This is a genomic window from Corynebacterium testudinoris, from assembly GCF_001021045.1.
Lineage (GTDB): Bacteria > Actinomycetota > Actinomycetes > Mycobacteriales > Mycobacteriaceae > Corynebacterium > Corynebacterium testudinoris.
In genome coordinates, this window is record NZ_CP011545.1 from 2,630,138 (window position 1) to 2,655,661 (window position 25,524).

Consider the following 25,524-nt stretch of genomic DNA (forward strand, 5'->3'; position numbering starts at 1 on the left):
GGGGATCCGGATCCTGACCACAAGTTTAGAGAGAACCCGCGACGAGCAACAGCCGCCCCGGATTCCCGGGACGGCTGTGGGCGTGAAGGGGCGAGAGGAACTAGCCCTGCTCGGCGTCGCTAGCGGCGTTTGCTTCGGCGACCTGGCGGCGCACCTCATCCATGTCCAGGTCCTTGACCTGGGTGACCAGCTCTTCCAGAGCGGCCGGGGGCAGAGCTCCGGCCTCGCGGTAGACCATGATTCCATCGCGGAAGATCATGAGCGTGGGGATCGACTGGATCTGCAGAGCGGAGGCGATGCCCTGGTTAGCCTCGGTGTCGAGCTTGGCAAAGACGGCGTCGGTGTGCTTTTCCGATGCCTTCTCGTAGGTCGGGGCGAAAGCGCGACAAGGGCCACACCAGCTGGCCCAAGCATCGACGAGGACGATACCGTCGGCGGTGACGGTCTCTTCGAAGGTTGCTTCTGTAACGTCAATGGTTGCCAATTGATTACTCCTGACTAGCCGTTTTGTAAGGTCATTATCGGACCGGAGTGATCCGGTCTCTTGTGCCACAACCCTACCTGGCCCTTCAGTATTCCCTCGGGTGGCCGAACTCGGGTGGCCGAAGCTGGTCGGTGTACGAAAGGAAAATCTCCGCCATGATCAAGAACTACGTCGTCGAAGGCATGACCTGTGAGCATTGCAAGGCTGCCGTCGAGGAGGAGATCAATGAACTGCCGGGAACCCAGGGCGTGGAGGTCGATCTGGAGACGGGTCGCGTGTCCGTCACTGGGTTCGCTTTCTCCGACGCTGACATCATCAGGGCCGTGGAGAATGCCGGCTATTCGGTGAAGGAAGAGGACTAGCTTCCCCACGTAGGGCCCTTGCCGTATACCCCGTGGGGGTATATGCTGGGTGGCATAGTCACGCCTCCCAAGAATTGGATCCCTCATGATCAGCACCACCCCGGCTACCGACGTCCTCGAGCTTGACCTGGGAGTCACCGGCATGACCTGCACTTCCTGCTCCGCACGAGTGGAGAGGAAGCTCAACAAGGTCGATGGAGTCGAAGCCACGGTCAACTTCGCAACCGAGTCCGCGGCCATTACCTATGACCCCGCCAAGGCGGACCCGGAAAAGCTCATCGACGTCGTGCGCGGCGCCGGCTACGACGCCTTCGAACTGACCCCACCGGAAGCGGAGCCCGCCGCGGGCACCACCGACGGTGGAGCCGGCGGGGCGTCGGCAAGCATGAGCCCGCAGGAGGCAGCCCGCGAACGGGAAGCCGCTGACCTCAAGAAACGCCTCATCGGATCAGCCATCCTGACGGTGCCCATCGTGGCACTGAGCATGATTCCCGCCCTCCAGTTCACCAACTGGCAATGGGCGGTGCTGGCCATGGCGACGTTGGTGTACGTCGTCGGCGGAGCACCGTTCCACACCGCGGCGCTGGCCAATCTGCGCCACGGTGCCTTCACCATGGATTCGCTCATCTCCCTCGGCACGACCGCCGCGTACGTGTGGAGCCTGTGGGCGCTGTTCTTCGGGCACGCTGGCCATCCCGGCATGAAGATGGAAATGCACCTGTTCCCCTCGGACTCGACGATGGATGAGATCTATCTCGAAACCGCAGCGGTAGTGATCACCTTCCTGCTGCTCGGTCGCTGGTTTGAAACCCGCGCCAAGGGGCGCTCTTCCGAGGCCCTGCGCGCCCTGCTCGACATGGGGGCCAAGGATGCGACAGTGCTTGCCGACGGCCGCGAGACCCGCATCCCCATCTCCTCCCTCGCCGTGGGTGACACGATCGTCGTCCGCCCCGGAGAGAAGATCGCCGCCGACGGCACCGTCACCGACGGCCGCTCCGCCGTCGATGAGTCCATGCTCACCGGCGAATCACTGCCCGTCGATGTCGCGCCCGGCTCCCGCGTCACCGGCGCCACGATCAACACCTCCGGCCGCCTGCTCATCCAAGTCAGCCGGGTCGGCGAGGATTCCACGCTGGCACAAATGGCCAAGCTCGTCACTGAGGCGCAGGCACAGAAGGCCCCCGTGCAGCGCCTAGTGGACCGCATTTCCCAGGTCTTCGTCCCCGTGGTCATCGCGGTCTCCGTGCTTACGTTCGGCGCGCACCTGCTGCTGGGCAGTGGCCTCGCCCCGGCCTTCACCGCCGCCGTCGCCGTGCTCATCATCGCCTGCCCCTGCGCGCTGGGACTTGCCACCCCCACCGCCCTGCTCGTGGGCACCGGTCGCGGGGCGCAGCTGGGCCTGCTCATCAAGGGGCCGGAAGTGCTCGAGCAGACCCGGCGCGTGGACACCATCGTCATGGACAAGACCGGCACGGTCACCGAAGGTGCCATGTCCGTCACCTCGGTCACGCCCGCTGCGGGCTTCCATTCGTCTGAGGTCCTGGAGGCGGCCGCCGCCGTGGAAGCAGCGTCTGAGCACCCGATCGCCCGCGCCATCGCCCGCGAGGTGGACACTCCCGCGCAGGTGACGGACTTCAGCAACGAGCCCGGCATGGGTGTGAGCGGCACCGTCGGCGGTCGGCGCGTCACCGTTGGGCGCCCGGGCAGCGATCTGCCCGCCGACGTGCAGCAGGCGTTCCACCAGGCCCAAGACGATGGTGCCACCCCGGTTGTTGTGCTTATCGACGCCGCCGTCGCCGGCATCATCGCCGTCCGCGACACCGTCAAACCCACCTCCGCCGAGGCGATCGCCGCGATGCGTTCCCTCGGGTTGACCCCCATGCTACTCACCGGCGATAACGCCGGCGCTGCGCAGGCGGTAGCGGCGGAGGTAGGCATCGATCCCGCGGATGTCATCTCCGAGGTCATGCCCGCCGACAAGGTCAACGTCGTCTCCGGGCTCCAGGAACAGGGCCGCAATGTCGCCATGGTCGGTGACGGTGTCAACGATGCCGCCGCCCTCGCGCAAGCCGATCTTGGTTTGGCCATGGGAGCGGGCACCGATGTCGCCATCGAAGCCTCCGACATCACCCTCATGAACAATGACCTCCGCTCCGCCGTCGACGCCATCCGCCTCTCCCGCAAGACCTTGTCCACGATCAAGGGCAATCTCTTCTGGGCGTTCGCCTACAACGTCATCCTCATCCCCGTGGCCGCCCTCGGCTACCTCAACCCGATGCTCGCCGGAATCGCCATGGCGTTCTCCTCCGTCTTCGTGGTCACAAACTCGCTGCGTCTGCGGGGATTCACCTCGCTGCACTGAGGTCATCGTAGAGTAGTGTTCCCTCCATGAGTGACCAGTTGACCAGGAATGAACGACTCGACCGGCTCCCGGTCACCCCCAAACACCGCCGTCTACTCGTGGGCTCGGGCATCGGCTGGGCACTCGATGCCATGGATGTCGGCCTCGTTTCCTTCATCATGGCCGCCCTGGCCATCCACTGGGGCCTGAGCCCCACGCAGACCTCGTGGCTCGGTTCCATCGGTTTCGTCGGGATGGCCGTGGGCGCCACCTTTGGTGGCTTGCTGGCCGATAGGATCGGGCGTCGGCAAGTTTTTGCCTTAACGCTGCTGGTCTACGGCCTCGCCACGGGCGCCTCCGCCCTCGCCGGGTCCCTGGCAGTGCTCATCGCGCTGCGGTTTATCGTCGGCGTGGGCTTGGGCGCCGAACTCCCCGTCGCCTCCACCCTGGTGTCGGAGTTCGCCCCCCGCCGCATTCGCGGCCGCATGGTGGTCATCCTCGAAGCCTTCTGGGCTCTGGGCTGGATCGCCGCCGCGATGATCGGCGCCTTTGTGGTCACCTCCTCCGATAGCGGCTGGCGGTGGGCACTGGCGTTGGGAATGATCCCCGCCCTCTACGCCCTGGTTGTCCGCCACGGCCTCCCCGAGTCCGTCCGTTTCCTCGAGGACAAGGGCCGCCACGACGAGGCGGAGACGGTGGTCTCCTCCTTCGAGCAACAAGTCGATCCGCAGGAGCTTTCGCGTATCGACGCCGCCCTACTCACCGACCCCACCATCGTCCGGGAGGACTTCGACGACGCCACCTCCATCTGGGCTCCGGGCCTACGCCGCCGCACGGCCGCCTTGTGGGTCGTGTGGTTCTGCGTCAACCTCTCCTACTACGGCGCCTTCATCTGGATCCCGTCACTGCTGGTGGCGGATGGCTTTACCCTGGTGAAATCCTTTCAATTCACGCTGATTATCACCCTGGCCCAACTACCGGGCTATGCCGTCGCCGCGTGGCTCATCGAGGCATGGGGCCGCCGCTCCACCCTGGCAACCTTCCTCGCCGGGTCAGCCGCCTCCGCGATCTTCTTCGGCAATGCCGACGTGGAGTGGACAATCATCCTCGCCGGCTGCCTGCTGTCCTTCTTCAACCTCGGCGCATGGGGAGCCCTCTACGCCATCGGCCCCGAGCTCTACCCCAGCCATATCCGCGGCGCAGGCACCGGCGCGGCCGCCGGATTTGGGCGCCTGGCCTCCATCGCCGCCCCGCTCATCGTGCCGCCGCTGCTGCTTTTTGGCGGCTCCGTCCTGCTCTTCGGCCTGTTCGCCGTGTCCTTTGCCATCGCAGCGCTGACCACCCTCACGCTCCCCGAACAGCGCGGCAAGGTCCTCGACGCTTAAGAAAACCAGCGCGCAATGCGTTGGAGAAGCGACTCCGGCTCAGTGGCGGCGGCAATGGCGTCCAGGCTCCGCGGGAGATGCAGGATGGTGGCGTGCTCGGTGTGCTCAACCGAGATCTTTTCCTCAATGCGGGTAGTCATGATGCCCCTCCTTGGGTGCTCATTGTCAACGTGGACCCTCATAGTAGGAAAGTTCCTGCAGCTCAGGCACCATTGCTAAGCCACACTTAAGTAACTACGCCCTTAAATAGGTTTACCTAAAGGCTCCAAAGGCGCAGGATATTGCGGTGTCGCCGAGTGGGGTTTCTCACTCGCTCGTCCCCGTGACCCATTGACCACCCCAATCCAGGGGTAACGGCATTCCCCTCCCTCATCCGCTAGCGTTGTCGGGAAGCTCACACCACCAGTTAGGGGGCGAGATGGCCATTCGCGATTGGCTCCGCATCGGACTCGGCATGTTCGTCATCGCCTTCGGCGCGAACCTCTTCGCCCCGCTGCTGCCCGCCTACCGCGAGGTCGCCGGGCTCACGCAATCGGAAGTCACCTTCCTCCTCGGCGTCTACGCCGCTGGTCTCATCCCCGCCCTTCTCATCGGAGGTCCGCTTTCCGACGTCCGCGGTCGCCGCGCCATCGTCCGTCCCGCCCTCCTGCTCAGCGCCCTCGGCTCTATCGTGCTGTGCGCCGGGGTGAGCGGCTCCTTCGCGTTTTTGGCCGCGGGGCGCTTCATCGTCGGCATGGCCGTGGGCCTCGTCATGGCCGCCGGCGCCGCCTGGTTACAAGAGGTCTCTACCGGCCCCACCCACGTCGGCGCCCGCCGAGCCACGGTGTTCCTCTCCGCGGGCTTCGGCGTCGGCCCCCTCGCCAGCGGTCTCGTCGCCCAGTTCCTCCCCCGCCCCGACCTGCTGCCATTCCTCGTCCACCTCGCCCTCCTCATCGTCATCGCACCCCTGACGTGGCGATCCCCTGGTGGCGCCGCCCACCCCGGTGCGCAGCGGCGCGCCTGGTTCCCCCGCAGCGTGCTCTCCTCCCGCTTCCTCTGGGCAGTCGCAGCGTGGGCACCCTGGGGATTCGGCGCCGTCACCACGGCGTTTGCCGCCCTGACGGCGCTCGTCATCGACCAGGTCACCTGGCCCATCGCCTACACCGGCCTCGTCGCCGCCGTCACGATGCTCACCGGAGTGTTCATCCAACCCGTCGCCACCCGCTTCGGCAGCGACCTCGTTCCACCGGCAATCCTCGGACTCGGGCTCGTCGTCATCGGCATGCTGCTCTCTGTGGCAGTGGCCGTCACGCTATCGCCGTGGCTCGTCGTCCTCGCCGGAGTGGTCCTCGGCGCGGCCTACGGCATCATGATGGTCTCCGGCCTTCGGGAAGTACGCCGCATTGCCCCGCCGCAAGACCTTGGTGCAGCGAACGGCGTCTTCTACTCGCTGACCTACCTCGGGTTCTTTGCACCGTTCGTCATCTCCCTCGTGGGACCGATCATTGGCTACCCCACGGTGTTCCTCATCGGAGCGGTCATCGCGGCGGCGTCGATAGTGCCCGTCACCCGCATTGCCGCTCGGGTGGCGCGAGGTCGCTAACCGCGCCTCGTCCAGCAGTCGCAGACCTCACCAACCGAACGACTGCGGTCAACCACAAGTCAACTCGATGAAGCCTCGTTAATCCACAAGGGGGATAGTTCTTGGCGCAGATCAAGGAGCTCCGTCCAGGAGTGTGGAATTGGAACTCGGAGAGCGAACGATTCGGGGAGGTTAATCCACGTGATCGCCTCCGGGTCATTGAAGTCTGCCCGAGCCATGAAGTTGTCACCAGCCAGGAAACCCGACCACAAAAGGTGCGCGTTGAGGTGCTCAAACGACATGGGAGACTGGGAGCTGGTGATGAGTTCGGTCACCCATCCCACTAGGGCACTCGTGTTTTCTACTTGGACTCTGATGAGGACATTGAACAGTCCATCTTCTACCCATACAGCCTCGGTGGAAAGCACCGCGTACTTCTTCTGGCCATCTACGAAGTAGGGGCACTCACTCTCGACCTGGCGTTTGAGAATGCCCGTTAGGTAGGTGCCCGCTTCCTCAGCGTCAAACGTTCCCGGAGCTAATTCCTTCGCCATTGCTACACCCTAGTGAATCGGCATGGTCGACGTCGCCTCGGAGGGCGAGCACGCGCTGTACTACACCTTGGTGTCCGTCATTAACTGGCACGACCTAACCGCGCGCGAGGTCGACGAAGCGCGAGTAGTGCAGCTGGTGCGCCACCGTGACGGTGTCGATGGGGCCACCACGATGCTTGGCCAGGATGATGTCCGCCTCGCCCGAGCGCTCGTTTTCCTTGTCCTGGGAGTCCGGCCGGTAGAGCAACATGACCATGTCGGCGTCCTGCTCCAGGGAGCCAGATTCACGGAGATCGGCGAGCTGGGGGCGCTTATCGGTACGGGCTTCCGGTCCACGGTTGAGCTGCGAGATCGCGATGAGAGGAACGTCGAGCTCCTTGGCTAGCAGCTTGAGCTGACGGGAGAACTCGGAGACTTCCTGCTGTCGGGATTCGACCTTTTTGCCCGAGCTCATCAGCTGCAGGTAGTCGAGGACGATGAGTTGGAGGTCGTGCTTCTGCTTGAGGCGGCGGGCCTTAGAGCGGATCTCCATCATGGTGAGGTTCGGGGAATCGTCAATAAACAGTGGGGCCTCGGCGATCTGCCCGACACGGTTGGCTAGCTTCGTCCACTGATCGTCTGTCATGCGTCCGGCGCGCATGTCGGAGAGTTTGATTTCCGTCTCGGCGGACATGAGGCGCATGACGATTTCGGACTTGCTCATTTCCAGCGAGAAGATCGCGGAGGCCTTGCCGTGGCGGATGGAGGCGGACCGCATGAAGTCCAGAGCGATGGTTGACTTACCCACACCCGGTCGGGCGGCGACGATGATCATCTGGCCGCCGTGCAGGCCGTTGGTGAGGTTGTCCAGATCGACAAAGCCAGTTGGCACGCCCCGAGCGAGGCCGCCCATGTTGGCAATCTTGTCGAGCTCCTCCATCGTCGGGTCGATGACATCGGCCAGCACCGCGTAGTCTTCGGTCTCCGTGCGCTGGGCTACTGAGAAGACCTGCTGCTGGGCCATGTCCAACACGGTGTCCAACTCAGCACCCTCGGACCCTTCGTATCCGAGCTGCACGACGCGGGTACCGGCATCCACCAAGCGGCGCAGGACGGCCTTCTCCGCCACGATGTCCGCGTAGTAGCGGGCATTAGCTGCGGTGGGAACCGAGGACATGAGGGTGATCAGATAGGGCGCCCCGCCGACGCGTTCCAGATCGTTGTGCCGATCTAGCCGGGCAGAGACGATCACCGGGTCGATGTTGATGCCCTCACCGAAGAGATCAATCATCGAGGAGAAGATCAACTGGTGCGCCGGGTGATAGAAGTCCTCCGGGCCTAAGTCACCGATGATCTCCATGACCGTGTTCGGGCTGACGAGCATGGCGCCCAGGACGCCCTGCTCCGCCTCCCGGTCGTGGGGAGGTTTGCGGAACTCACTGAAGGCAGCCTGCGCGGCCGCCGCCTTATCCCGCTGATGGCGGGGGCGTGACGACGCCTGCCGGGCCGGCAGTGCGTTATCGTCCGGCGGAAGCGGCACCCCAAAATCCTCCGAGGGCTCGGCGGGCGGAACGTAGTCGTCGTCGAAGCTTGCTCCGTTAAATCCCGAAGTCATCTCGCCATTTTTCCTTCCGCTTGTCATCGCGCACTGCCCTCGCAGTCTAGTGGGCCAAAGCCGTTCAGGCTCAGCTATGGCCGGGCACCCCCGACCAATAATGGGGCGTGAAAATCCGGAAAGCTCGCCCCCGAACGCACGAGTTATCCACAGCCCCTGTGGACAAAGATAGGTGAACGGGCCGTTCTTGTCTTTCCGTGTGCGCACATCTGTGGAGAAGTTGTGGATAACAGAGACCCGTCAACAACCGAAATTCAGCATCGCCACAGGTCACATCAGTGATCGGCCCTGTGGATAACCGCGCCCAGACTGCGAATAAACGCCGCTACCTGCCCGTTTGACAGGCGTTCTCGCAGCAGCTACTCACCACAACGGCGTTGCTAGTGGCCGTCGCGGGGGTAGCCGAGAGATGAATCACCTCGAGTTATCCACAGTTATCCACTGGCCCGATTCTGGGCAGACGTACGGCCCCAACCGGGAGAACTGATGTAACACCAGTCATCCAGTGGGGCCGTAGGTCCGCTGTTGTCGTTGGGCCGGACTTCCCGAGGTCGGGAAACCAGCCGCCGTCAGGCGCGTGTATTACGCGCCGACGACCTCAAAGTTGATTTTGCCAGTCACGTCGTCGTGGAGCTTGACCTGAACCTGGTAGTTACCGGTCTTCTTCACGAGACCCTTGGGGAGCTCAATGTTGCGCTTGTCCAAGGTGGGGCCGCCGGCCTTCTTGACGGCATCTGCAATGTCGTCAGCCTTAACGGAGCCGAAGAGCTTGCCACTGTCGGCGGTGCGGACAGCGACGGAGACGCCGGTGAGGGCCTCCAGCTGCTCGCGGACTGCGCGGGCGTGGTCGAGGTCGCGGATACCGCGAGCCTCCTGGGCACGCTGGATGCCCTCGATCTGCTTCTCGGCACCACGGGTAGCCACAATGGCCAGACCGCGGGGAAGCAGGTAGTTGCGTCCGTAGCCGTTCTTGACCTCGACGATGTCGCCAGCGACTCCGAGGTTTTCAACGGCAGCGGTGAGGATCAGCTTCATGATCCCTGCCTTTCGTTGTGTGTCCCGCCGCTACGCACTGAGTGCGGGGCGAGAAAGTCTGATGTGGTTGTGAAAATCTGCTCGATCAGAACGGAGGCTCATCATCAGCGGCACCACCGAAGCCACCGGCCGGCGGGGCGGAACCCCACGGGTCGTTGTTCGGAGTGTGCTGCTGCTGGCCGCCAGAACCCTGCTGGGGCTGCTGCTGCGGGGACTGCTGTCCGCCGCCGAAGCCACCCTGGGACTGCTGGCCCTGATTGCCGCCAAAACCGCCGCTGTTCTGAGACTGCTGGAATCCTCCGCCGCCACCGCCGCTGAAGTTGCCGCCACCCTCACGAGGGTTGCGGTTGACCTGAGCAGAGGCGTACTTGAGGGAGGGGCCGACTTCGTCGACCTCAATCTCATACACGGTGCGGCTTTCGCCGTCTTTGTTCTGGAAAGAACGCTGACGGAGGCGGCCGGTCACGATGACGCGCATGCCCTTAGAGATCGTCTCGGCGACGTTCTCCGCGGCTTGGCGCCACACGTTGCAAGTGAGGAACAGAGCTTCGCCGTCCTCCCACTGGTTCGTCTGAGAGTTGAACCGGCGGGGGGTGGAGGCGATACGGAAGTTGGCCACCGCTGCACCCGAAGGGGTGAAGCGGAGCTCAGGATCGTTGACGGCATTGCCGACGATCGTGATGTTGGTATCTCCCTGTGCCATGTGTTCTTACCTTCCTGCTACGCGGATTCTCGTGACTGATGTGGCGATGTGCCTGGTGATGGAACCCAGTATCCGCTCTTAAGCGTCGGAGCGCAGCACCTTGGTGCGCAGGACGGTGTCGTTCAGGTTAAGAACGCGATCGAGTTCAAGAACGGTCGCGGACTCGCACTCGAGGTCGACGACGGCGTAGATGCCCTCGTCCTTCTTGTTGATCGGGTAAGCAAGACGACGCTTGCCCCACACATCAACCTTCACAACCTTGCCGTCTTCCTTGCGGACGATCTCCAGGAACTTATCCAGGGACGGGGCTACAGTGCGCTCATCCTGGCTCGGATCCAGAATGATCATGATTTCGTAGTGACGCACGGACCTCATCACCTCCTATGGTCTAGTAATTGAATCGGCCACGCCCCTTGTGGGCGTGACAGGAGGGTCTGTTGCGTCAAGCAACCCCACCACTGTACCCCACCTGCTGTTCAGGCGGAAATCCCCGCGGATATCCCCGCGAATATCTCCGCCGCGCAATCACACTGGTGAGGTCGCGTAGAACACCGCGAGAATAACTGGGAAAACGGTGAGGAAGATGAATGCGCCGATCCCCAGACCAACGGAGATGCCCACCGGCTTGCGGTAGCTGTACGCGATAAAGGCGCCGGTGACGCACAGCGCGCCGAGGACGATGGAGGCAATGCCGAGGATGGTGATGGTGCTCATGGGTTCCATCCTCCCCTATCGGAGACTGGCTCGGGCTCTCGCCCGAGCATCTGGCGGACCACCAGGACGACCATGACGGTGAGGAGGACGAGGCGGGTGATGAGGGCGGCGTCGAGAAGCTCGTGCCGGATGCCGTTGTTGTCTACCCCCAACATGTGCCACATGAGCAGGGGCCACACAAGGGCATCGACGGTCATCCAGGCCGCGAGCAGGCGCCAACGCGGCAGGGCGAGGACGGCGGGAACGAGCAGCCACAGCGAGTACTGCGGCGACCACACTTTGTTGAACAGCAAGAAGGCCACGACGACGAGGAAGATGAGTTCCGCAACCCGCGGGGTCCGTTCGACGCGCCAGCCGAAGATGGCGATGGCCAGGCAGGCCAGCAAGAAAAGTGCGAAGCTGACGGCATTGAGAAACACGGGCGTGGCGCCGGCGGCATCGAAGCCGCCCCAGCCGGTGAGGCGGGAGAAAATCGCGTAGATCGTGGTCCATTCCCACGAGCGTTCGCGGTTGAGACGGAGGAACTCGTTCCACGCCTCGGGATAGGCGATCATGACGGGCAGGTTGAGCACCAGCCACGTGCCAGCGGAGGTGGCAAGCATGGTGAGGAAAGGCCGAAACGTCCGGGACCGGACGGCCAGGACGAGGTAGGCGCCGAGGATAAACAACGGCCACAGTTTCAGCGCCGTGCCCACCCCGATGAGCACACCGGCCCAGCCGTACCGCCCGCGGCTGGCCAGGTACATCGCTCCAACCATCGCGGTGATGGAGGGGATATCCCAGTTCGTGAAGGCATGCACAATGACCAGCGGTGAGGCTGCGACGAGGACAGTGTCCCAGATGCGGTCGCCGGCCAGCGCGGCGACGAGACGGATCGTGAGCACCCACAAGGCGGACATTGCCAAGGCAGTGAGGGCGAAGTACCAGGAGGCGGCGGGGATGGCGCCTGGGAGGACGTCGATAAGCGGATAGCTCAGCCGGGCAAGCCAGCCGATGGCCCCCTGGAACAGGCCGGTGAGCACGGGGTATTCCAAGTAGCGGGTGAGGTCGCCCTCCTGCCACGAAAAAGCGTAGGGAAATCCCCCCTCGGCCAGGCCGCGCCCACTGTAGAGCGGGACGATGTCGTTGTAGCAGGCGGAGACGTATTGGCGGTTGCCCGACCAATTCAGGGACACCGTCCCGTCCTCGCCGGCCACACCCATGAGGCAATTGGCCTTGGACAAATAGCCGAAGGACAAGAAGACGAGCGCGGTGAAGATGAGGACGCGCAGCGGTGTCCACCAGCGTTGGCGACCCACCGCCGCGAAACGGCCAACGGGCCCACCGAGGAACTCGGTGAACCCGGCCGCCAGCGGCTCAGTCTCCGCGGGAGAGACCCGCGAAAAAGTTTTGCCCACGGGCGCTACTGGCGGAAGAGGCCAGGAATGACAAGACCCGGCGCGATCTCCAGGCCATCAGTCGGCGGGGCCGGGAGCGACGGCAACTCGGGCAGGCGGATAGCCGGCGGGGTTGCCTCCGGGCTCTCCTCCGGAGTTTCCGAGGGGGTCTCATCCTCAGAGGTGGGAGCAGCCGAAGTGCTAGTCGGCGGGATGTAGGGCATGGGCGGCGGGCCGATACCGAAGTTGATGGGGGCCGGGTCGGCGAAGTACTTGATCTCCTTGCCTTCCAGCGCACCGTCGAGGGTCATTTTCCAAATACGGGCCGGGGTGTTGGCACCGTACATGTTGCCGCCCCACTCGTTGAAGATGGCGGAGGTGTTGTCGGCGGTGCCCACCCAAACGGCCGTGGCCAGATCCGGGGTCGTGCCGATCATCCAGGCATCCTTGTTCAAGCCGGTGTTGCCCAGCTGGGCGGTACCGGTCTTGGCGGCGGAGGGCCGACCTCCGGCGAGGTTGCTGCCGTTGGAGTAGGCGGCGATGGGCTGCATCGCGGAGAGCAGGTTATCGGCGACGATCTGGGATACGCGGCGCTCGCCTTCACCGTTTTCGTGTTGGTAGAGCACGTCGCCGTTGCCGGTTTCGATGCGCTCAACCCAGTGAGTCTCGTGCCAGATGCCCCGGTTGGCCAGGGTGGCCAGGGCTGTGGCCATGTCGATGGCGCGGGACTGGTACTGGCCGAGGATGATGCCCTCGTAGGGCTGTCCACCATTTTCGGTGAGCGTCTCGGGCACGCCCGGGATGGAACGCGCGACGCCCAAGGCGTGGGCCATGTCGGCGGTGTCCTGGGTGGTGTTGGCGAGGTCCTGCTGGAGGCGGATGAACGTCGTGTTGTAGGAATGCTTGAGGGCGTCGGCGACGGTCGACGGCGCGGGGGTCGAGCGGTCGAAGTTGTTCACCGTGATGCCGCCCGGGATGGTCACGGGGGCGGCGGAGTACATCGAGCTCAGCGGGCGTCCCTGCTGGAGGGCTGCGGCCACGCCGAAGATCTTGAAGGTCGAGCCGGTCTGCAGGCCGGCGTCGGCGTAGTCCCATCCGGCGGCATCGTCGCCGCCGTAGTAGGAGCGCACCGCACCCGATCCGGGCTCGACGGAGGCGACGGCTGTGCGGGCATCCTCTTGCAGGCCGGGCATCTGCGCGGCCACGGCGTTGAGGGTGGCGTTCTGAGCCTGCATGTCGATCGTCGTGGTGATTCGCAGGCCGCGGGTGGTCACGTCTTCTTCGGTGATGCCCAGGCGATCAAGTTCCGCCATGACGTGGTTTTTGATCATGCCGTTGGTGCCGGTCGCCTCGGTGTAGGCGGAGTACTCGGCGGGGTTGCGGGTCTCGGGGAAGATCATGCCGGCGCGCTGCTCAGCGGGGAGCACGCCCATATCCACCATGCCGTCGAGGACGTAGTTCCAGCGGGACTCTGCGCCCTCCGGGTTGTTCCAAGGATCGAGCTGGCTGGGGAGCTGGATGGTGGCGGCCAGCAGGGCGCCTTCCTCGGGGCCGAGTTCGTTGACGGGCTTATTAAAGTACGCGTGGGAGGCGGCTTCCACACCGTAGGCGTTGCGGCCGAGGTAGACGGTGTTGAGGTAGGCGGCGAGGATGTCTTCCTTGCTCCACTCGTTGGTCATCTTGATGGAGTAGACGAGCTCGCGGGCCTTGCGGATGTACGAGTGATCGTCGCCCACCAGCGTGTTCTTCACGTACTGCTGGGTAATCGTCGATCCACCACCGGCGGAATCGTTGCCGGTGAGCTGGCCGACGACCGCGCGGCCGAAACCGGTGACGGAGAAGCCGCTGTTGGTCCAGAACTCGCGGTCCTCGGCGGCGAGGACCGCGTTCTGGACGGATTCCGGGACGTCGCTAAGCGGCACCTGCCGGCGGTTGCCTTCCGGCGGCACGATGCGCGCCAGTTCCGTCGACCCATCCGAGGCGTTGATGGTGGAGACCTGCTTGGAGGTCAGCTCCTCGGGCTGGGGGATGTCGTAGGTGGTGTAGGCCACGAAGAACACACCCAACGGGATGAGGATCATCGCCGCGATGGCACCCAGCACCCACTTGAGGATGGTGCGCCCACGCCCACGGGCGGGCTTGGCTGTGGAGGGCTTATTTTTCTTCTCTTCAGACACCTGTTGTCCCCGCTGTTGCTGATGACACTGTTAACACAGTGAACACTACTTCCTTTATGCCATCCTGGGGAATCTTTTCTCGCCTTCAGGTGTGCCCGGTCACGCCCCCGGAACTGCTGTGACGGCGGTGAGGAGATGGTTCCACCGGCAGTCCGGGCAGACCTCGACGGTGTGGACGATGACTTCCCGGCCGGCGCTGACGATTGCCTCTATCTCCTCGCGGCTGCGTGCGGTCCCCGACATTCGACCCAACTGGTCGCCGTGAATCCACAGGACAGTGCGCATATTCTCGCCCTCACACACCGGGCACGGCGTCCCGGCGGGCTGGCCGTGGTAGCGCGCGGCGGTGATGAGGAGGAAGTCCGCGTCGCAGATCTCCTCCCGCGTCACGCTGCCCGCGCGCCAGCCAGCCAGCAGGGAATGACGTTCCCAGCGGTGCGACACTTCATTGCGATACTCAACCACGCGGCCAGGATACGCCGTCGTCCACGTGGGCGTTCTTAATCGGTAAGGAAGGTCTACCTGGCCTAAATCTGCACTTCAGCACCTTAGGATGAGGCCTCGAGCGCGATCAGCATCCGCTGCCCGCCAGTGTCAAGGAGTGATTGAGTAAATGAGTAAGGTTCGCGTAGCGATTGTGGGCGTGGGTAACTGCGCCGCGTCCCTGGTGCAAGGCATTGAGTTCTACCAGGATGCCTCCCCCGATGAGAAGGTTCCCGGCCTCATGCACGTGACTTTCGGCAAGTACCACGTCGGCGATGTGGAGATTGTCAGCGCTTTCGACGTCGACGAGGCGAAGGTGGGCACGGACCTGGCGGACGCCATCGAGGCCTCGCGCAACTGCACCATCAAGATTGCCGATGTCCCGGCCACCGGCGTCACCGTCCAGCGCGGCCCGACCCTCGACGGACTGGGCAAGCACTACCGCGAGACCATCACGGAGTCTTCGGCCGATCCGGTCGATGTGGCAACGATGCTTCGCGACGCCGCCGTTGACGTCGTCGTCTCCTACCTCCCGGTCGGCTCCGAGCAGGCCGACAAGTTCTACGCCCAGGCGGCCATTGACGCCGGCTGCGCCTTCGTCAATGCCCTCCCGGTCTTCATCGCGTCCGACCCGGAGTGGGCCCAGAAGTTCATCGACGCGGGCCTGCCCATCGTCGGCGATGACATCAAATCCCAGGTGGGTGCGACGATCACCCACCGTGTCATGGCGAAGCTGTTCGAAGACCGCGGTGTGCGCCTGGAGCGCACCATGCAGCTCAATGTCGGCGGCAACATGGACTTCAAGAACATGCTCGACCGCGATCGCCTCGAATCGAAGAAGATCTCCAAGACCCAGGCCGTGACGTCGAACCTGGTCGATTCCCCCATCGCTGGCAAGACCGCCGACCGCAACGTCCACATCGGCCCCTCGGACTACGTCGAGTGGCTGGATGATCGCAAGTGGGCCTACGTTCGCCTCGAAGGCACCGCCTTCGGCGAGGTTCCCCTCAACTTGGAGTACAAGTTGGAGGTGTGGGACTCGCCGAACTCCGCAGGCATCATTATCGACGCCGTGCGTGCCGCCAAGATCGCCCTCGACCGCAAGGTCGCCGGCCCCGTGCTTCCTGCCAGCGCATATCTGATGAAGTCCCCGCCGGTTCAGCTCGGCGACGATGAGGCCCGCGCGCAGCTCGAAGCGTTCATTATCGGCGCGGATGAATAGTAGGTAGACCGTTTTAAGTGCAAACGTGTCTATCATGGGTTCTATGACAAAACCGAACCCTGAGGACATAGCTGCCCGGATTCGTCCGGCACTGACAAAGCTCTACGTGATGTACTTCCGCATCGCCGAGCAGTCGGACCTGACAGGACCCCAACTGTCGATCATGGCCCGCCTCAAGGACAACGGACCTTCCCGCATCAGCGAAATAGCGCGCGGGGAGGGCATCCGTATGCCTACCGCGTCTAATGCCTTGCATCAGTTGGAGCAGCGGGAATTGGTCGATCGCATCCGCGACGAGAATGATCGGCGCGGGGTGCGCGTCGCGTTGACCCCCCTGGGGGAAAGCGAGCTCAAGCGTGTCGGCGATGAGCGCACCAAGTATCTCGCCGATATGATTTCCACCCTCGATGACTCGGAGTTGGAGCGGGCATCGGAGCTGGCGGAGGTTATTAACAAGCTGGCGGAGGTCTATGGGGCGGATCTTATTGACACGAACAACGCTTAGACGGAAAAATTGGGTCCGTCATGGCACCCCACTCCCCTGATTCTGACCCGCCCGAGCCCGCCCGGCTCCTCATTGCTTGGCGCCCTGATTCGCCCGGCACAGAGGCCATTGAACTGGCGGCGTGGCTCAGCCGCACGACGAATGTCCGCATCCGAGTCGTCAGCACCTTCGTCCGGCCGTGGCCCGCGACGTCGTTAAGCAAGCTGGGCGGTAAGTACCGGAAGTGGTTCCATAAGGAAGCCGCCGCCAGCGAGGCGGCGGTGAAGCGGGCGTTGAGCACCGCGGGCATCGATAAGCATTTTTGGGATGAGACGATCAGTGTCTTCGCTGACGGCCCCTCCGAGACCGTGCTGCTCACCGAGGCCGCTGAGGCCTTCGACGCCCAATTGGTCATCTTGGGCTCCGATGCCGCTGCCCCCAAGGGCCGGTTCCTCGCCGGTTCCACGACTGACGCCCTGCTGCATTCCTCCCCGCGCACCCTCGCGCTGGCGCCCCGCGCGGTGAAACTATCCAAGCGCGGCGTCACCCGCATCAACTTCGCCTACCTGGAAAGCAAGGGCGATGAGCGGAATGATTCGCTGCACTACGCCGCCAAGATCGCCGAAGAATGGGCCGTGGGCTTGCGTATCCTCGCGTTCTCCCCCTCCGGGATCGCTGATGCCCCGGTCAACAGCAAGGTCGACTTCACCCGCGAGCTGGTTGATGAATGGCGGGAGCACTCCCTCGCCATGCTCGACCGGGCCCACGATTCGGTCCATGGTGCTTTCCCGGAGCTCGACGTCGAATCCGAGATTGGTACGGGTTCCGGCTGGTCAGGGGCGATCGATTCTCTCAAGTGGAAGAAGGGTGACCTGCTCATCCTCAGTTCGGACCCACCCGGCGCGATTGAGCGCGTCTTCCTCGGGTCCACGGCAACCGAGTTCCTCCGCCACGTCGAGGTTCCGGTGGTGATCCGGCCGGCCCCCACCCATTAGTGAGGGTCTAGAGTGGGGAGCATGACTGAGGAGCGGCCAGGTGACTACGATCCCGACAGCAATCGTCGGTGGGGTTGGCGCGGCTTCCTCGAGCACCCGGAAAATGACCTCACGGCCGACGCGGATTTTGCTAACCTCCGGCCGCCGGACCCGCAGTCCCCGGAGGAGCTAGCGTCCTGGCTTGATCCGGTAGTGCAGGCCGAGCGTAACCGGCAGTCTTCGCGTCAGGCGTTGCAGTTCCTCGCCGCCATCCCCGCGATCACCTTCGTCCTCGGTCTGGGCCTGCTTGTGGTGTTCCGCCTTATCGGTGGGCCGGAGTGCGTGGCGGGCGAGGCGGTGTGGCTGTGCACGAGGACCTCGCAGATCATCTGGCCGCTGGTCACCAGCATCGTGCCCATCATCGGCGTGCTCGGCTGCGCGATCATCATGACCCGCAAGCTCAACAGCTACACCCGCTGGCGCCCGTGGATGGGTGTGTTCTGGGTGATGGTGCCCTTCTGCATGGTCTGGCTCATCACCGCCGGTCAGATCCTTATTCCAGCCCTAGAAAACTAACGCATTCGGCGCGGCCGCAGTGGGCGGTCGCCGGGGACGCGGCGCAGGTTTCGCACACGAGGGCTTGCTGCCGGCACGTGTCTTCATTGGCGCAGTTAATGAAGTTGTTCGTCGCCGCGTGGCAGTGAATGCAGTGGCCCAGCTCTTGGTAGTCGTCGCCGAATTCGACGTGCATGCGCTTGTCAAAGACATACAGCGAGCCCTCCCACAGGCCCTGGTTGCCAAACTTTTCGCCGTAGCGGACGATGCCGCCGTCGATTTGGTAGACCTCCTCGAACCCGCGGTTTTTCATCAGTGAAGACAGGATTTCGCAGCGCACCCCGCCGGTGCAGTAGGTGACCACGGGGTGGTTTTTCATCCAGTCGTACTTGCCGGACTCGATTTCCGCGAGGAAATCGTGGGTGGTGTTCACATCGGGCACGACGGCCCCCTTGAACTTGCCGATCTCCGCTTCCATCGCATTGCGGCCATCGAAGAAGACGACGTCGTCCCCGCGGGCGTCGACAAGCTCATTGACCTCTTCGGGCTTGAGGTGCACGCCTCCGCCGACGACCCCGCCTTCGTCGACTTTCAGTTCCCCGGCGGCGCCGAAGGCGACGATCTCCTCGCGGACCTTGACGCTGAGCTTGGGAAAGTCCTCCGCCCCGCCCTCGGACCACTTGAACTCCATGTCCTTGAAGCCCGGGTAGTCGCGGGTCTTGCGGATGTACTTCTTGCACGCCGCGATATCGCCGCCGACGGTGCCATTGATGCCGTGGGTAGAGATGAGGATGCGGCCGCGCAGCCCCAGCGATTCGCAGAGGTCACGCTGCCAAAGCATCACCGCCTTGGGGTCGGCGATGGGGGTGAAGCGGTAGTACAGGAGGATTTTGCTGAGAGACACAGCCGTTAGCTTACTTCTTGCGATACAGCGACTTGCGCCAGTACTCCGGCTCGGAGGTGACCAGCACGCCGAGGTTGCGGAAAATACCCTCGTCGACCGATCCCAAGATCGTGGTGGTGTGCGCCTCGCAACCTCCCAGGTTCTTCAACTCGGCCAGGGCCCGGCGCGCCTCATCACTGCCAGCAGCGGAGACGGACAACGCGATGAGGACCTCATCGGTGTGCAGGCGCGGATTGCGGGAACCCAGGTGGGTGGTCTTGAGCGTCTGGATCGGCTCGATGGCTTCCGGGGACAGCAGGTGAGTCTCCCGATCGATGCCCGCGAGGTGCTTGAGCGCGTTAAGCAACATGCCGGCGGAACAACCCAGCAGTTCCGTCGTCTTGCCGGTGATGATGGTGCCATCGGCCAGCTCCATGGCCGCACCCGGCAGCCCCGTCTGTTCCGCGACCTCCAACGCCGGGGCGACGACGACGCGATCCTCGACGTGGCAGCCCGCCTTGCTCATCACCATGGCGACGCGCGCGGAGAGAGTGTCGTCGAGCTCGTCCCGGCGCTCATCCACCAGGGCCTTGTAGTAGCGGCGGATGATCTCCTGCCGGGATGCCTCGCGGCACACGGCATCGTCGGAGATGCAATAGCCCGCCATGTTGACGCCCATGTCGGTCGGCGACTGGTAGGGGCTCGTCCCGGCCAGCGTCTCCAGGAGGGTCTTGAGCAGCGGGAACACCTCAACGTCGCGGTTGTAACTGGTTACCTGCTCGCCATAGGCCGCGAGGTGGAAAGGGTCGATGACGTTGATGTCATCCAAGTCAACGGTCGCGGCCTCGTAGGCGAGGTTGACGGGGTGTTCTAGCGGCAGGTTCCAAATGGGGAAGGTCTCAAACTTGGCGTAACCAGCCCGGATACCCCGCTGGTACTCGTGGTAAACCTGCGACAGGCAGGTGGCCAGCTTGCCCGAACCCGGCCCCGGCGCGGTGACGACGATGACATCGCGCGAGGTTTCCACGTATTCATTGACGCCGAAGCCCTCCTCCGACACGATCCGCCGCGTATCGGCGGGGTAGCCGGGAATGACGCGGTGGCGCGACACCTTCAGCCCGAGGCGTTCCAGCCGATCGATGAAAGTCTGCGCCATCGGGTTATCGTCGGTGAGCTGGGTGATCACGACATTTTCCACCAGGAAGCCACGCTCGCGGAACACATCGATGAGGCGCAGTGCATCTTCCTCATAAGGAATGCCCAAGTCCGCGCGCACCTTTTGGCGTTCTAGGTCCTTGGCGTTGAGGCAGACGACGATCTCCAGGTCGTCCTTGATCCGCTCGAGCATCGCGATCTTGTTGTCCGGCGTGAAGCCGGGCAGCACGCGGGAGGCATGCATATCGTCGAAAAGCTTGCCACCCATCTCGAGATAGAGTTTGCCGCCGATCTCGCGGCGGCGAGCATTGATGTGCTCCGACTGCATCTCGATGTAACGATCACGGTCGAATCCGATGGCATGTGGCATGCGGTGAGCCCTCCGAAGCAGTCCCTTGATGACGCTCCCGACTCTACCGCGTCCGCATTACACTGTGCGCATGCCCGAAGGTCACGTCATCCACCGCCTCGCCAATGAGCTCAACGAACGCTTCGCGGGCCGCGACCTGCACATCACCTCCCCCCAGGGGAGGTTCGCCGCTGAGGCATCGCTTATCGACGGCGCGCCCATCACCCATGCGGAAGCACGAGGCAAGCACTTATTCATCGACGTCGACGCGCCTCACCCCGAGCACATCCTCTACATCCACTTAGGGCTCATCGGGGAAATGCGTTTCGAGCCCACCGACGACGTGTGGGGCCAGATTCGCCTGCGGATCGACAACGGCGAGGAGGCCGCCAACCTGCGCGGACCCCAATGGTGCCGGTTGATCACGGACGCCGAATACGACATCGCCGTGGCCAAGCTCGGCGAAGATCCCCTGCGCGAAGATGCCTCCCCCGACCACCTCTGGCCCCGCGTCTCCCGCTCCGGCCGCAGCATCGGCTCCCTGCTCATGGACCAAAAACTCTTCGCCGGCGTGGGCAACATCTACCGCGCGGAAACGCTCTTCCGCCTCGGCATCTCCCCCTTCCTCCCCGGCAACCAGCTCGAACGCAACGAGTTCGACAGCATCTGGTTCGACCTCGTGGGCCTCATGAACGACGGAGTTCGGGCCGGACGCATTGATACCGTCCGACCCGAACACACCCCGGAAGCCATGAACCGCGAGCCCCGCAAGGACGACCACGGCGGCGAAGTCTACGTCTACCGCCGCTCCGGCCAACCCTGCTTCGTCTGCGGCACCGATATTGCAGAGAAGGTCATGGAGGGCCGGAACCTCTTCTGGTGTCCCGGCTGCCAACCCGACTAGTTGAGGGGTTTGCCCTGGATACCCTTCGGTACCATGAGCACCGCGATGAGGGAGATGAGGGAGACCACCGCGATGTAGATGCCGATGGAGATGGAGGTGCCGGTGGCGTCGAGAAGCAGTGCGGCGATCATCGGGGCGAAGGCGCCACCGATGATGGAGCCGATGGCGTATCCGATGGACACGCCCGAGAGGCGGACCTCCGGCGGGAACATCTCGGCATACAGCGCCGACTGCGGGCCATACGTCGCGCCGAGCAGGATGCCCAAGACCACCATCGAGAGGATGAAGAGCGCGACATTGCCCGTATCCACGAGCAGCCACATGGGCACCGCCCACAGGATCGACCCGATGTAGCCGAGGGCGAAGGTTTGCTTACGGCCAATCGTGTCGGAGAGCCCGCCGAACACCAGGGTCGCGATGATCCACGCGATGGCCGTTGCCGAGGTCACCGCCAGGGTGGTGGTGCGGTCATAGCCGACGTTCTTCGTGCCGTAGGAGACGATGAAGGCGATGGCCATGTAACCGGCCGCGTTGACGCCCGCGAAGATGAGGGCGGCGAGGACGACCTTGCCGGTGTGGTTGCGGAAGAGCTCCGACAGCGGGGCCGAAGACTTCTTCTTCAACTCCTCCAGCTCGGCGAAGACGGGGGATTCCTCCACGAGGCGGCGGATCAAGAACCCGACGACGATGAGCACCAGTGAGGAGACGAACGGGATGCGCCAGCCCCAGGATTCGAACTGCTCGGTGGTCAGCGTGGCGGAGAGCACGAGCATGAACAGGGTGGCCAACAGCATGCCGGCGGGGACGCCGACCTGCGGGAAGGACCCGAAGTAGCCGCGGCGCTGAACCGGGGCATGCTCGACGGCCAGGAGTGCGGCGCCGCCCCATTCGCCACCGGCGGACAGGCCCTGCAGGATGCGCAGCAGCACGAGGATGATCGGCGCGGCGATGCCGATGGCGGCGTAGTTGGGCAGCAGACCCATGGCGACGGTCGCGCCACCCATGCCCAGCAGCGTGACCACAAGGACGGGCTTGCGGCCCAGGCGATCGCCCAGGTGACCGGCAATGACCGCGCCGAGCGGGCGGAAGAGGAAGGAGATACCCAGCGACGCCCAGGACACGATCTGCGCCATGGTGGCGTTGTCGTTGGAGGCCGGGTTGAAGTACTGGGCAGCGAAAATGAGAGCCGCTGCCTGGGCATAGATGAAGAAGTCGAACCACTCGATGGTGGTGCCGACCATGGCCCCCGCGAGGACGCGACGGTGCTCGGAGGTAATCGGCTCAGGGGTGGGCGGGGAGGCGGAATCGGTGTGCTCGGTGGGAGTGGCGGTAGTCATCTCAGTAACTCTCTTCTAGCCCGAGAAGGCCGACAGCGTCAGCTGCCGTCGGCCTGGCGGGTGCACTAAAGAGAAGGAGGGGGTTAGCTCTTGGGGCGGTTATCGACGATGCGCTTGGCTTTGCCTTCGCCGGAGTCGACGGCAGAACGAATATCGACGTCGACGGACACGCCGATGCGGTCCTTGATGAGCTTGCGCAGGTGCAGCTGAGAGTTGGTGATCTCATCTGCCGTGCGCCCGGGGGCGTGTTCGACCACGAGGGTGAGGTGGTCCATGCGTCCGCGCTTGGAGAGCACGCACTGGTAGCGCGGGCGAAGGTTATGGTCCTCCACGATCAGTTCTTCGAACTGGGAGGGGAAGCAGTTGACGCCGCGGAGGATGATCATGTCATCATTGCGGGCGCTGATGCGTCCGAGGCGGCGCATCGAGCGAGCCGTTCCCGGCAGCAAGCGGGTGAGGTCGTGCGTGCGGTAGCGAATGACCGGGAAGGCTTCCTTGGTCAAGGGGGTGATGACCAATTCGCCGAGCTCACCATCCGGCACTGGCTCCTGGGTCTCGGGGTGGAGGATTTCGGGGTAGAAGTGGTCTTCCCAGATGGTCAGGCCGTCCTTGGTCTCAATGCATTCTTGAGCCACGCCCGGCCCCATGACCTCCGAGAGCCCGTAGATGTCGGTGGCGTCGATCCCGAAACCGGCCTCCAGGTCCCGGCGCATGCCTTCGGTCCACGGCTCGGCCCCGAAGATGCCCACCCGCATCGGGCTGGACTCGGGGTCCATGCCTTCCGCGCGCATCCGGTCGAGCACGTTGAGCATGTAGGAAGGCGTGCCGACGATCGCGTCCGGCTGGAAGTCACGCATGATCTGCAGCTGGCGGTCCGTCTGCCCACCGGAGGTGGGGATGGCGGTGGCACCGAGCTTTTCCACGCCGTAGTGCAGGCCCAGGCCGCCAGTGAACAGTCCGTACCCGAAGGTCACCTGCACACGGTCGCCGGGGCGAACGCCACCGGCGCTCAGCGAGCGCGCGACCAATTCGGCCCAGGTCTCGATGTCATTGCGGGTGTATCCCACCACGGTGGGCTGACCAGTGGTGCCCGACGATGCGTGGATCCGCGCGATTTGGTGTTTCTGCACGGCGAACATCCCGAAGGGGTATTCGGATCTCAGGATGGCCTTATCCGTGAAGGGGAACAGGCTGATGTCCTTGAGTTCTTTGAAATCGTCCGGGTGGACTCCCCGGGCATCAAAATCCCGCTTGTAGTGCGGGACGTTGTAGTACGCGTGCCGCAGAGTGTTTTTCATGCGCTCGGTTTGCAGCGCAGTGATTTCATCGCGCGAGGCGTACTCGATGCTGGTCTGGGGCCCGTTGATCGTGGAGGTGATGTCGGTGGAGGAAGCCACTGCGTAGTCCTTTCTATGCCCGCCGAATGTGTCGGGTGCAGGCGATTGGCAACGATGATTACCAATTACTAACCGACCAATCGGTCAGCGAGCATGTGGCACAGGTTACAACCGTCCGTCTGTAACGTGCAACACATTCACAATAAAAGGTCCTAAAGATTCTCAGCTTTCACCCGAACACTACCCCCGAATCTCCGCAGCATCTCCCCATCAGCCCAGCACAGCGCGCCGATGCCCCGAACACCCCTGGGACTACCCCTCACGAATAAGAATCCCATCAAAAACGAGCCGCGGGGTGATCGCGGCCATCTCCTCCGGCGTGTACTTGCCGCCGGGCCGGTACCACTCGACGATGGAGTTGATCATGCCGAAAATGAGGCGGCCAATCACCCCCGCCTCCAGCGCATCGTTGACCAGCCCTTTTTCCTGAGCATCCCGGACGACATCGATAAGCTCCTGCGTCAGCCTGCGACGACGCTCAAGGATTTGCAGCTCCACATCCGTGTTCCCCCGCAAGCGGAGCAGGAGCCGGACGTAGGCCGGGTATTCACAGAGCACGCGGGTGGAGCCCGCGACGAGCAACTCCAGCTTCTCGACGGTGCTCCCCGCCTCCTGCGTGGCGGACTCGATCACCGTGGTCAGCTCCGCGAGGGCCTTGTCGGTGGCCTCGACGAGGATCTCTTCCTTGGAGGTGATGTGATGATAAATGGCCGATTTGCTCAAGCCCAGGCGCGCCGCCAGGGTGCCCATCGATGTCGCCTCGTAGCCATGCTGGTTGAACACCTCTACGGCGATGCGAATGACGTCCTCGCGGCCATAACCGGGACGACCCCGGCCGCCGGAATTTCCTGACAGCGGCATGCCATTCTCCTCACATCGGATTTCACTCGATTGTCCCCCATTTAAGCAGCCACACCCGGGCGCATATCCCCTCGGATGACGTAGACTCTCCGCTCAATACCGACCAACTGGTCAGTATTCCACTAGTTCAGGAGCCCCCATGAGCCCCATCCTCGCCCCCGGCGTTGCTACCGATCCCCAGCTGGAGCACGTGCGCACCATGTTCGAGACCGACCTCGCCTCCCAAGGCATCGGCATGACCATCACCCACCTCGGCCTCGGCGAAGCGCGTGGCACCTTCACCATTCGCCCCGACATGTGCAACGGCCACCACACCGCGCAGGGTGGATACCTGTTCATCTTCGCCGACTCGCTTTTTGCCGGGGCCTGTAATTCCCACGGCGAGGTCGCCGTCGCCGCCCAGGTGGGCATCCACTACCTCGCGCCAGCCTTCGAGGGGGATGTTGTCGAAGGTCATGCGGTGGAGAGGCGGACCTGGGGCCGCAACGGCATCACCGACGTCACACTCACCGTCAACGGAAAAGTCATTGCCGAGTTTCGGGGGACGTCCCGCACCATCCCCCGGCGCTAGCCCGGGAGAAAAAGATTGACATAGATCACACTCGTCCATATACTGACCGAACGATCGGTTATT

The 25,524-nt window shown here is 63.7% G+C and carries 26 protein-coding genes; 10 read left to right on the forward strand and 16 right to left on the reverse strand.

Features of this window, described 5'->3' with window-relative positions:
- Window positions 1–100: 100 nt before the first annotated feature.
- Window positions 101–484 carry a thioredoxin gene (gene trxA, locus CTEST_RS12535; protein ID WP_047254021.1) on the reverse strand — a complete coding sequence of 128 codons (384 nt, stop codon included), beginning with the start codon at window positions 482–484 and terminating at the stop codon, window positions 101–103.
- Between the two features lie 155 nt (window positions 485–639).
- On the opposite strand from trxA, the gene CTEST_RS12540 reads away from it, so the two are divergent.
- The 3 genes from CTEST_RS12540 to CTEST_RS12550 all read left to right on the forward strand — a co-directional run bounded on the left by CTEST_RS12540 (window position 640) and on the right by CTEST_RS12550 (window position 4,572).
- Window positions 640–846, forward strand: a complete 207-nt coding sequence (locus tag CTEST_RS12540) for a heavy-metal-associated domain-containing protein (RefSeq protein WP_047254022.1) — start codon at window positions 640–642, stop codon at window positions 844–846.
- A gap of 85 nt (window positions 847–931) precedes the next feature.
- Window positions 932–3,208 (forward strand): heavy metal translocating P-type ATPase, encoded by a 2,277-nt coding sequence (locus CTEST_RS12545; protein WP_144413290.1) that lies wholly within the window; start codon window positions 932–934, stop codon window positions 3,206–3,208.
- A gap of 26 nt (window positions 3,209–3,234) precedes the next feature.
- On the forward strand, window positions 3,235–4,572 hold the full coding sequence (locus CTEST_RS12550; protein ID WP_047254023.1) for an MFS transporter: 1,338 nt from the start codon (window positions 3,235–3,237) through the stop codon (window positions 4,570–4,572).
- On the opposite strand, the gene CTEST_RS13715 is transcribed toward CTEST_RS12550, so the two are convergent.
- The gene (locus CTEST_RS13715; protein ID WP_158408170.1) at window positions 4,569–4,712 is read right to left on the reverse strand and encodes a hypothetical protein; all 144 of its coding nucleotides are present in this window, start codon (window positions 4,710–4,712) and stop codon (window positions 4,569–4,571) included. The genes CTEST_RS12550 and CTEST_RS13715 overlap by 4 nt on opposite strands.
- A 278-nt stretch (window positions 4,713–4,990) precedes the next feature.
- On the opposite strand from CTEST_RS13715, the gene CTEST_RS12555 reads away from it, so the two are divergent.
- Window positions 4,991–6,154 (forward strand): MFS transporter, encoded by a 1,164-nt coding sequence (locus tag CTEST_RS12555; RefSeq protein ID WP_047254024.1) that lies wholly within the window; start codon window positions 4,991–4,993, stop codon window positions 6,152–6,154.
- A 59-nt stretch (window positions 6,155–6,213) separates the two neighbouring features.
- Here CTEST_RS12555 and CTEST_RS12560 read toward each other — a convergent pair whose 3' ends face one another.
- The 9 genes from CTEST_RS12560 to CTEST_RS12600 form a co-directional block, all read right to left on the reverse strand.
- Window positions 6,214–6,687, reverse strand: a complete 474-nt coding sequence (locus tag CTEST_RS12560; RefSeq protein WP_047254025.1) for a hypothetical protein — start codon at window positions 6,685–6,687, stop codon at window positions 6,214–6,216.
- Window positions 6,688–6,781: 94 nt separating this feature from the next.
- Window positions 6,782–8,281: a replicative DNA helicase gene (dnaB, locus tag CTEST_RS12565; protein WP_047254026.1), complete on the reverse strand. Its 1,500-nt coding sequence runs from the start codon at window positions 8,279–8,281 to the stop codon at window positions 6,782–6,784.
- A 582-nt stretch (window positions 8,282–8,863) separates the two neighbouring features.
- A complete protein-coding gene (rplI, locus tag CTEST_RS12570; RefSeq protein WP_047254027.1) occupies window positions 8,864–9,316 on the reverse strand; it encodes a 50S ribosomal protein L9 in 453 nt (150 codons plus the stop codon).
- An 85-nt stretch (window positions 9,317–9,401) separates the two neighbouring features.
- Window positions 9,402–10,019 (reverse strand): single-stranded DNA-binding protein, encoded by a 618-nt coding sequence (locus CTEST_RS12575; RefSeq protein ID WP_047254028.1) that lies wholly within the window; start codon window positions 10,017–10,019, stop codon window positions 9,402–9,404.
- 78 nt (window positions 10,020–10,097) lie between these two features.
- Window positions 10,098–10,385: a 30S ribosomal protein S6 gene (gene rpsF, locus CTEST_RS12580; protein WP_144413291.1), complete on the reverse strand. Its 288-nt coding sequence runs from the start codon at window positions 10,383–10,385 to the stop codon at window positions 10,098–10,100.
- A gap of 159 nt (window positions 10,386–10,544) precedes the next feature.
- Window positions 10,545–10,733 (reverse strand): hypothetical protein, encoded by a 189-nt coding sequence (locus CTEST_RS12585; protein WP_047254030.1) that lies wholly within the window; start codon window positions 10,731–10,733, stop codon window positions 10,545–10,547.
- Window positions 10,730–12,130 carry a glycosyltransferase family 87 protein gene (locus tag CTEST_RS12590; RefSeq protein WP_047254031.1) on the reverse strand — a complete coding sequence of 467 codons (1,401 nt, stop codon included), beginning with the start codon at window positions 12,128–12,130 and terminating at the stop codon, window positions 10,730–10,732. Before CTEST_RS12590 ends, CTEST_RS12585 begins: the two co-directional genes overlap by 4 nt.
- Before the next feature lie 5 nt (window positions 12,131–12,135).
- A complete protein-coding gene (locus tag CTEST_RS12595; protein WP_047254032.1) occupies window positions 12,136–14,286 on the reverse strand; it encodes a transglycosylase domain-containing protein in 2,151 nt (716 codons plus the stop codon).
- Window positions 14,287–14,385: 99 nt separating this feature from the next.
- Window positions 14,386–14,751: a DUF5318 family protein gene (locus tag CTEST_RS12600; RefSeq protein ID WP_047254033.1), complete on the reverse strand. Its 366-nt coding sequence runs from the start codon at window positions 14,749–14,751 to the stop codon at window positions 14,386–14,388.
- Between the two features lie 148 nt (window positions 14,752–14,899).
- On the opposite strand from CTEST_RS12600, the gene CTEST_RS12605 reads away from it, so the two are divergent.
- The 4 genes from CTEST_RS12605 to CTEST_RS12620 are packed head-to-tail and all read left to right on the forward strand — an operon-like array spanning window position 14,900 to window position 18,025.
- Window positions 14,900–15,991, forward strand: coding sequence for an inositol-3-phosphate synthase (locus tag CTEST_RS12605; RefSeq protein ID WP_047254034.1), 1,092 nt, complete (start codon window positions 14,900–14,902; stop codon window positions 15,989–15,991).
- Window positions 15,992–16,034: 43 nt separating this feature from the next.
- Window positions 16,035–16,496 carry a MarR family winged helix-turn-helix transcriptional regulator gene (locus CTEST_RS12610; protein WP_083985775.1) on the forward strand — a complete coding sequence of 154 codons (462 nt, stop codon included), beginning with the start codon at window positions 16,035–16,037 and terminating at the stop codon, window positions 16,494–16,496.
- Between the two features lie 20 nt (window positions 16,497–16,516).
- On the forward strand, window positions 16,517–17,470 hold the full coding sequence (locus CTEST_RS12615; RefSeq protein WP_047254036.1) for a universal stress protein: 954 nt from the start codon (window positions 16,517–16,519) through the stop codon (window positions 17,468–17,470).
- 21 nt (window positions 17,471–17,491) lie between these two features.
- Window positions 17,492–18,025 carry a hypothetical protein gene (locus CTEST_RS12620; protein ID WP_047254037.1) on the forward strand — a complete coding sequence of 178 codons (534 nt, stop codon included), beginning with the start codon at window positions 17,492–17,494 and terminating at the stop codon, window positions 18,023–18,025.
- Here the strand turns inward: CTEST_RS12620 and trhO are convergent.
- Together trhO and CTEST_RS12630 are read right to left on the reverse strand one after the other, a co-directional pair.
- The gene (gene trhO, locus CTEST_RS12625) at window positions 18,003–18,908 is read right to left on the reverse strand and encodes an oxygen-dependent tRNA uridine(34) hydroxylase TrhO (RefSeq protein ID WP_047254038.1); all 906 of its coding nucleotides are present in this window, start codon (window positions 18,906–18,908) and stop codon (window positions 18,003–18,005) included. The two genes, CTEST_RS12620 and trhO, sit on opposite strands and share 23 nt — an antisense overlap.
- A 10-nt stretch (window positions 18,909–18,918) precedes the next feature.
- Entirely contained in the window at window positions 18,919–20,412 is a 1,494-nt protein-coding gene (locus CTEST_RS12630) for a DUF1846 domain-containing protein (RefSeq protein ID WP_047254039.1), read from the reverse strand.
- A 70-nt stretch (window positions 20,413–20,482) separates the two neighbouring features.
- Between CTEST_RS12630 and CTEST_RS12635 the strand changes: the two genes are divergently transcribed.
- Complete coding sequence (locus CTEST_RS12635) at window positions 20,483–21,295, forward strand: Fpg/Nei family DNA glycosylase (RefSeq protein ID WP_144413292.1); 813 nt, start codon at window positions 20,483–20,485, stop codon at window positions 21,293–21,295.
- On the opposite strand, the gene CTEST_RS12640 is transcribed toward CTEST_RS12635, so the two are convergent.
- The 3 genes from CTEST_RS12640 to CTEST_RS12650 all read right to left on the reverse strand — a co-directional run bounded on the left by CTEST_RS12640 (window position 21,292) and on the right by CTEST_RS12650 (window position 24,890).
- A complete protein-coding gene (locus tag CTEST_RS12640) occupies window positions 21,292–22,632 on the reverse strand; it encodes an MFS transporter (RefSeq protein WP_047254041.1) in 1,341 nt (446 codons plus the stop codon). The genes CTEST_RS12635 and CTEST_RS12640 overlap by 4 nt on opposite strands.
- 83 nt (window positions 22,633–22,715) lie before the next feature.
- The gene (locus tag CTEST_RS12645; RefSeq protein WP_047254042.1) at window positions 22,716–24,029 is read right to left on the reverse strand and encodes an AMP-binding protein; all 1,314 of its coding nucleotides are present in this window, start codon (window positions 24,027–24,029) and stop codon (window positions 22,716–22,718) included.
- A gap of 252 nt (window positions 24,030–24,281) precedes the next feature.
- Window positions 24,282–24,890 (reverse strand): TetR/AcrR family transcriptional regulator, encoded by a 609-nt coding sequence (locus tag CTEST_RS12650; RefSeq protein WP_047254043.1) that lies wholly within the window; start codon window positions 24,888–24,890, stop codon window positions 24,282–24,284.
- Window positions 24,891–25,029: 139 nt separating this feature from the next.
- Here CTEST_RS12650 and paaI point away from each other — a divergent pair, with 139 nt between their 5' ends.
- Window positions 25,030–25,461, forward strand: a complete 432-nt coding sequence (paaI, locus tag CTEST_RS12655; RefSeq protein ID WP_047254044.1) for a hydroxyphenylacetyl-CoA thioesterase PaaI — start codon at window positions 25,030–25,032, stop codon at window positions 25,459–25,461.
- Window positions 25,462–25,524: the final 63 nt, after the last annotated feature.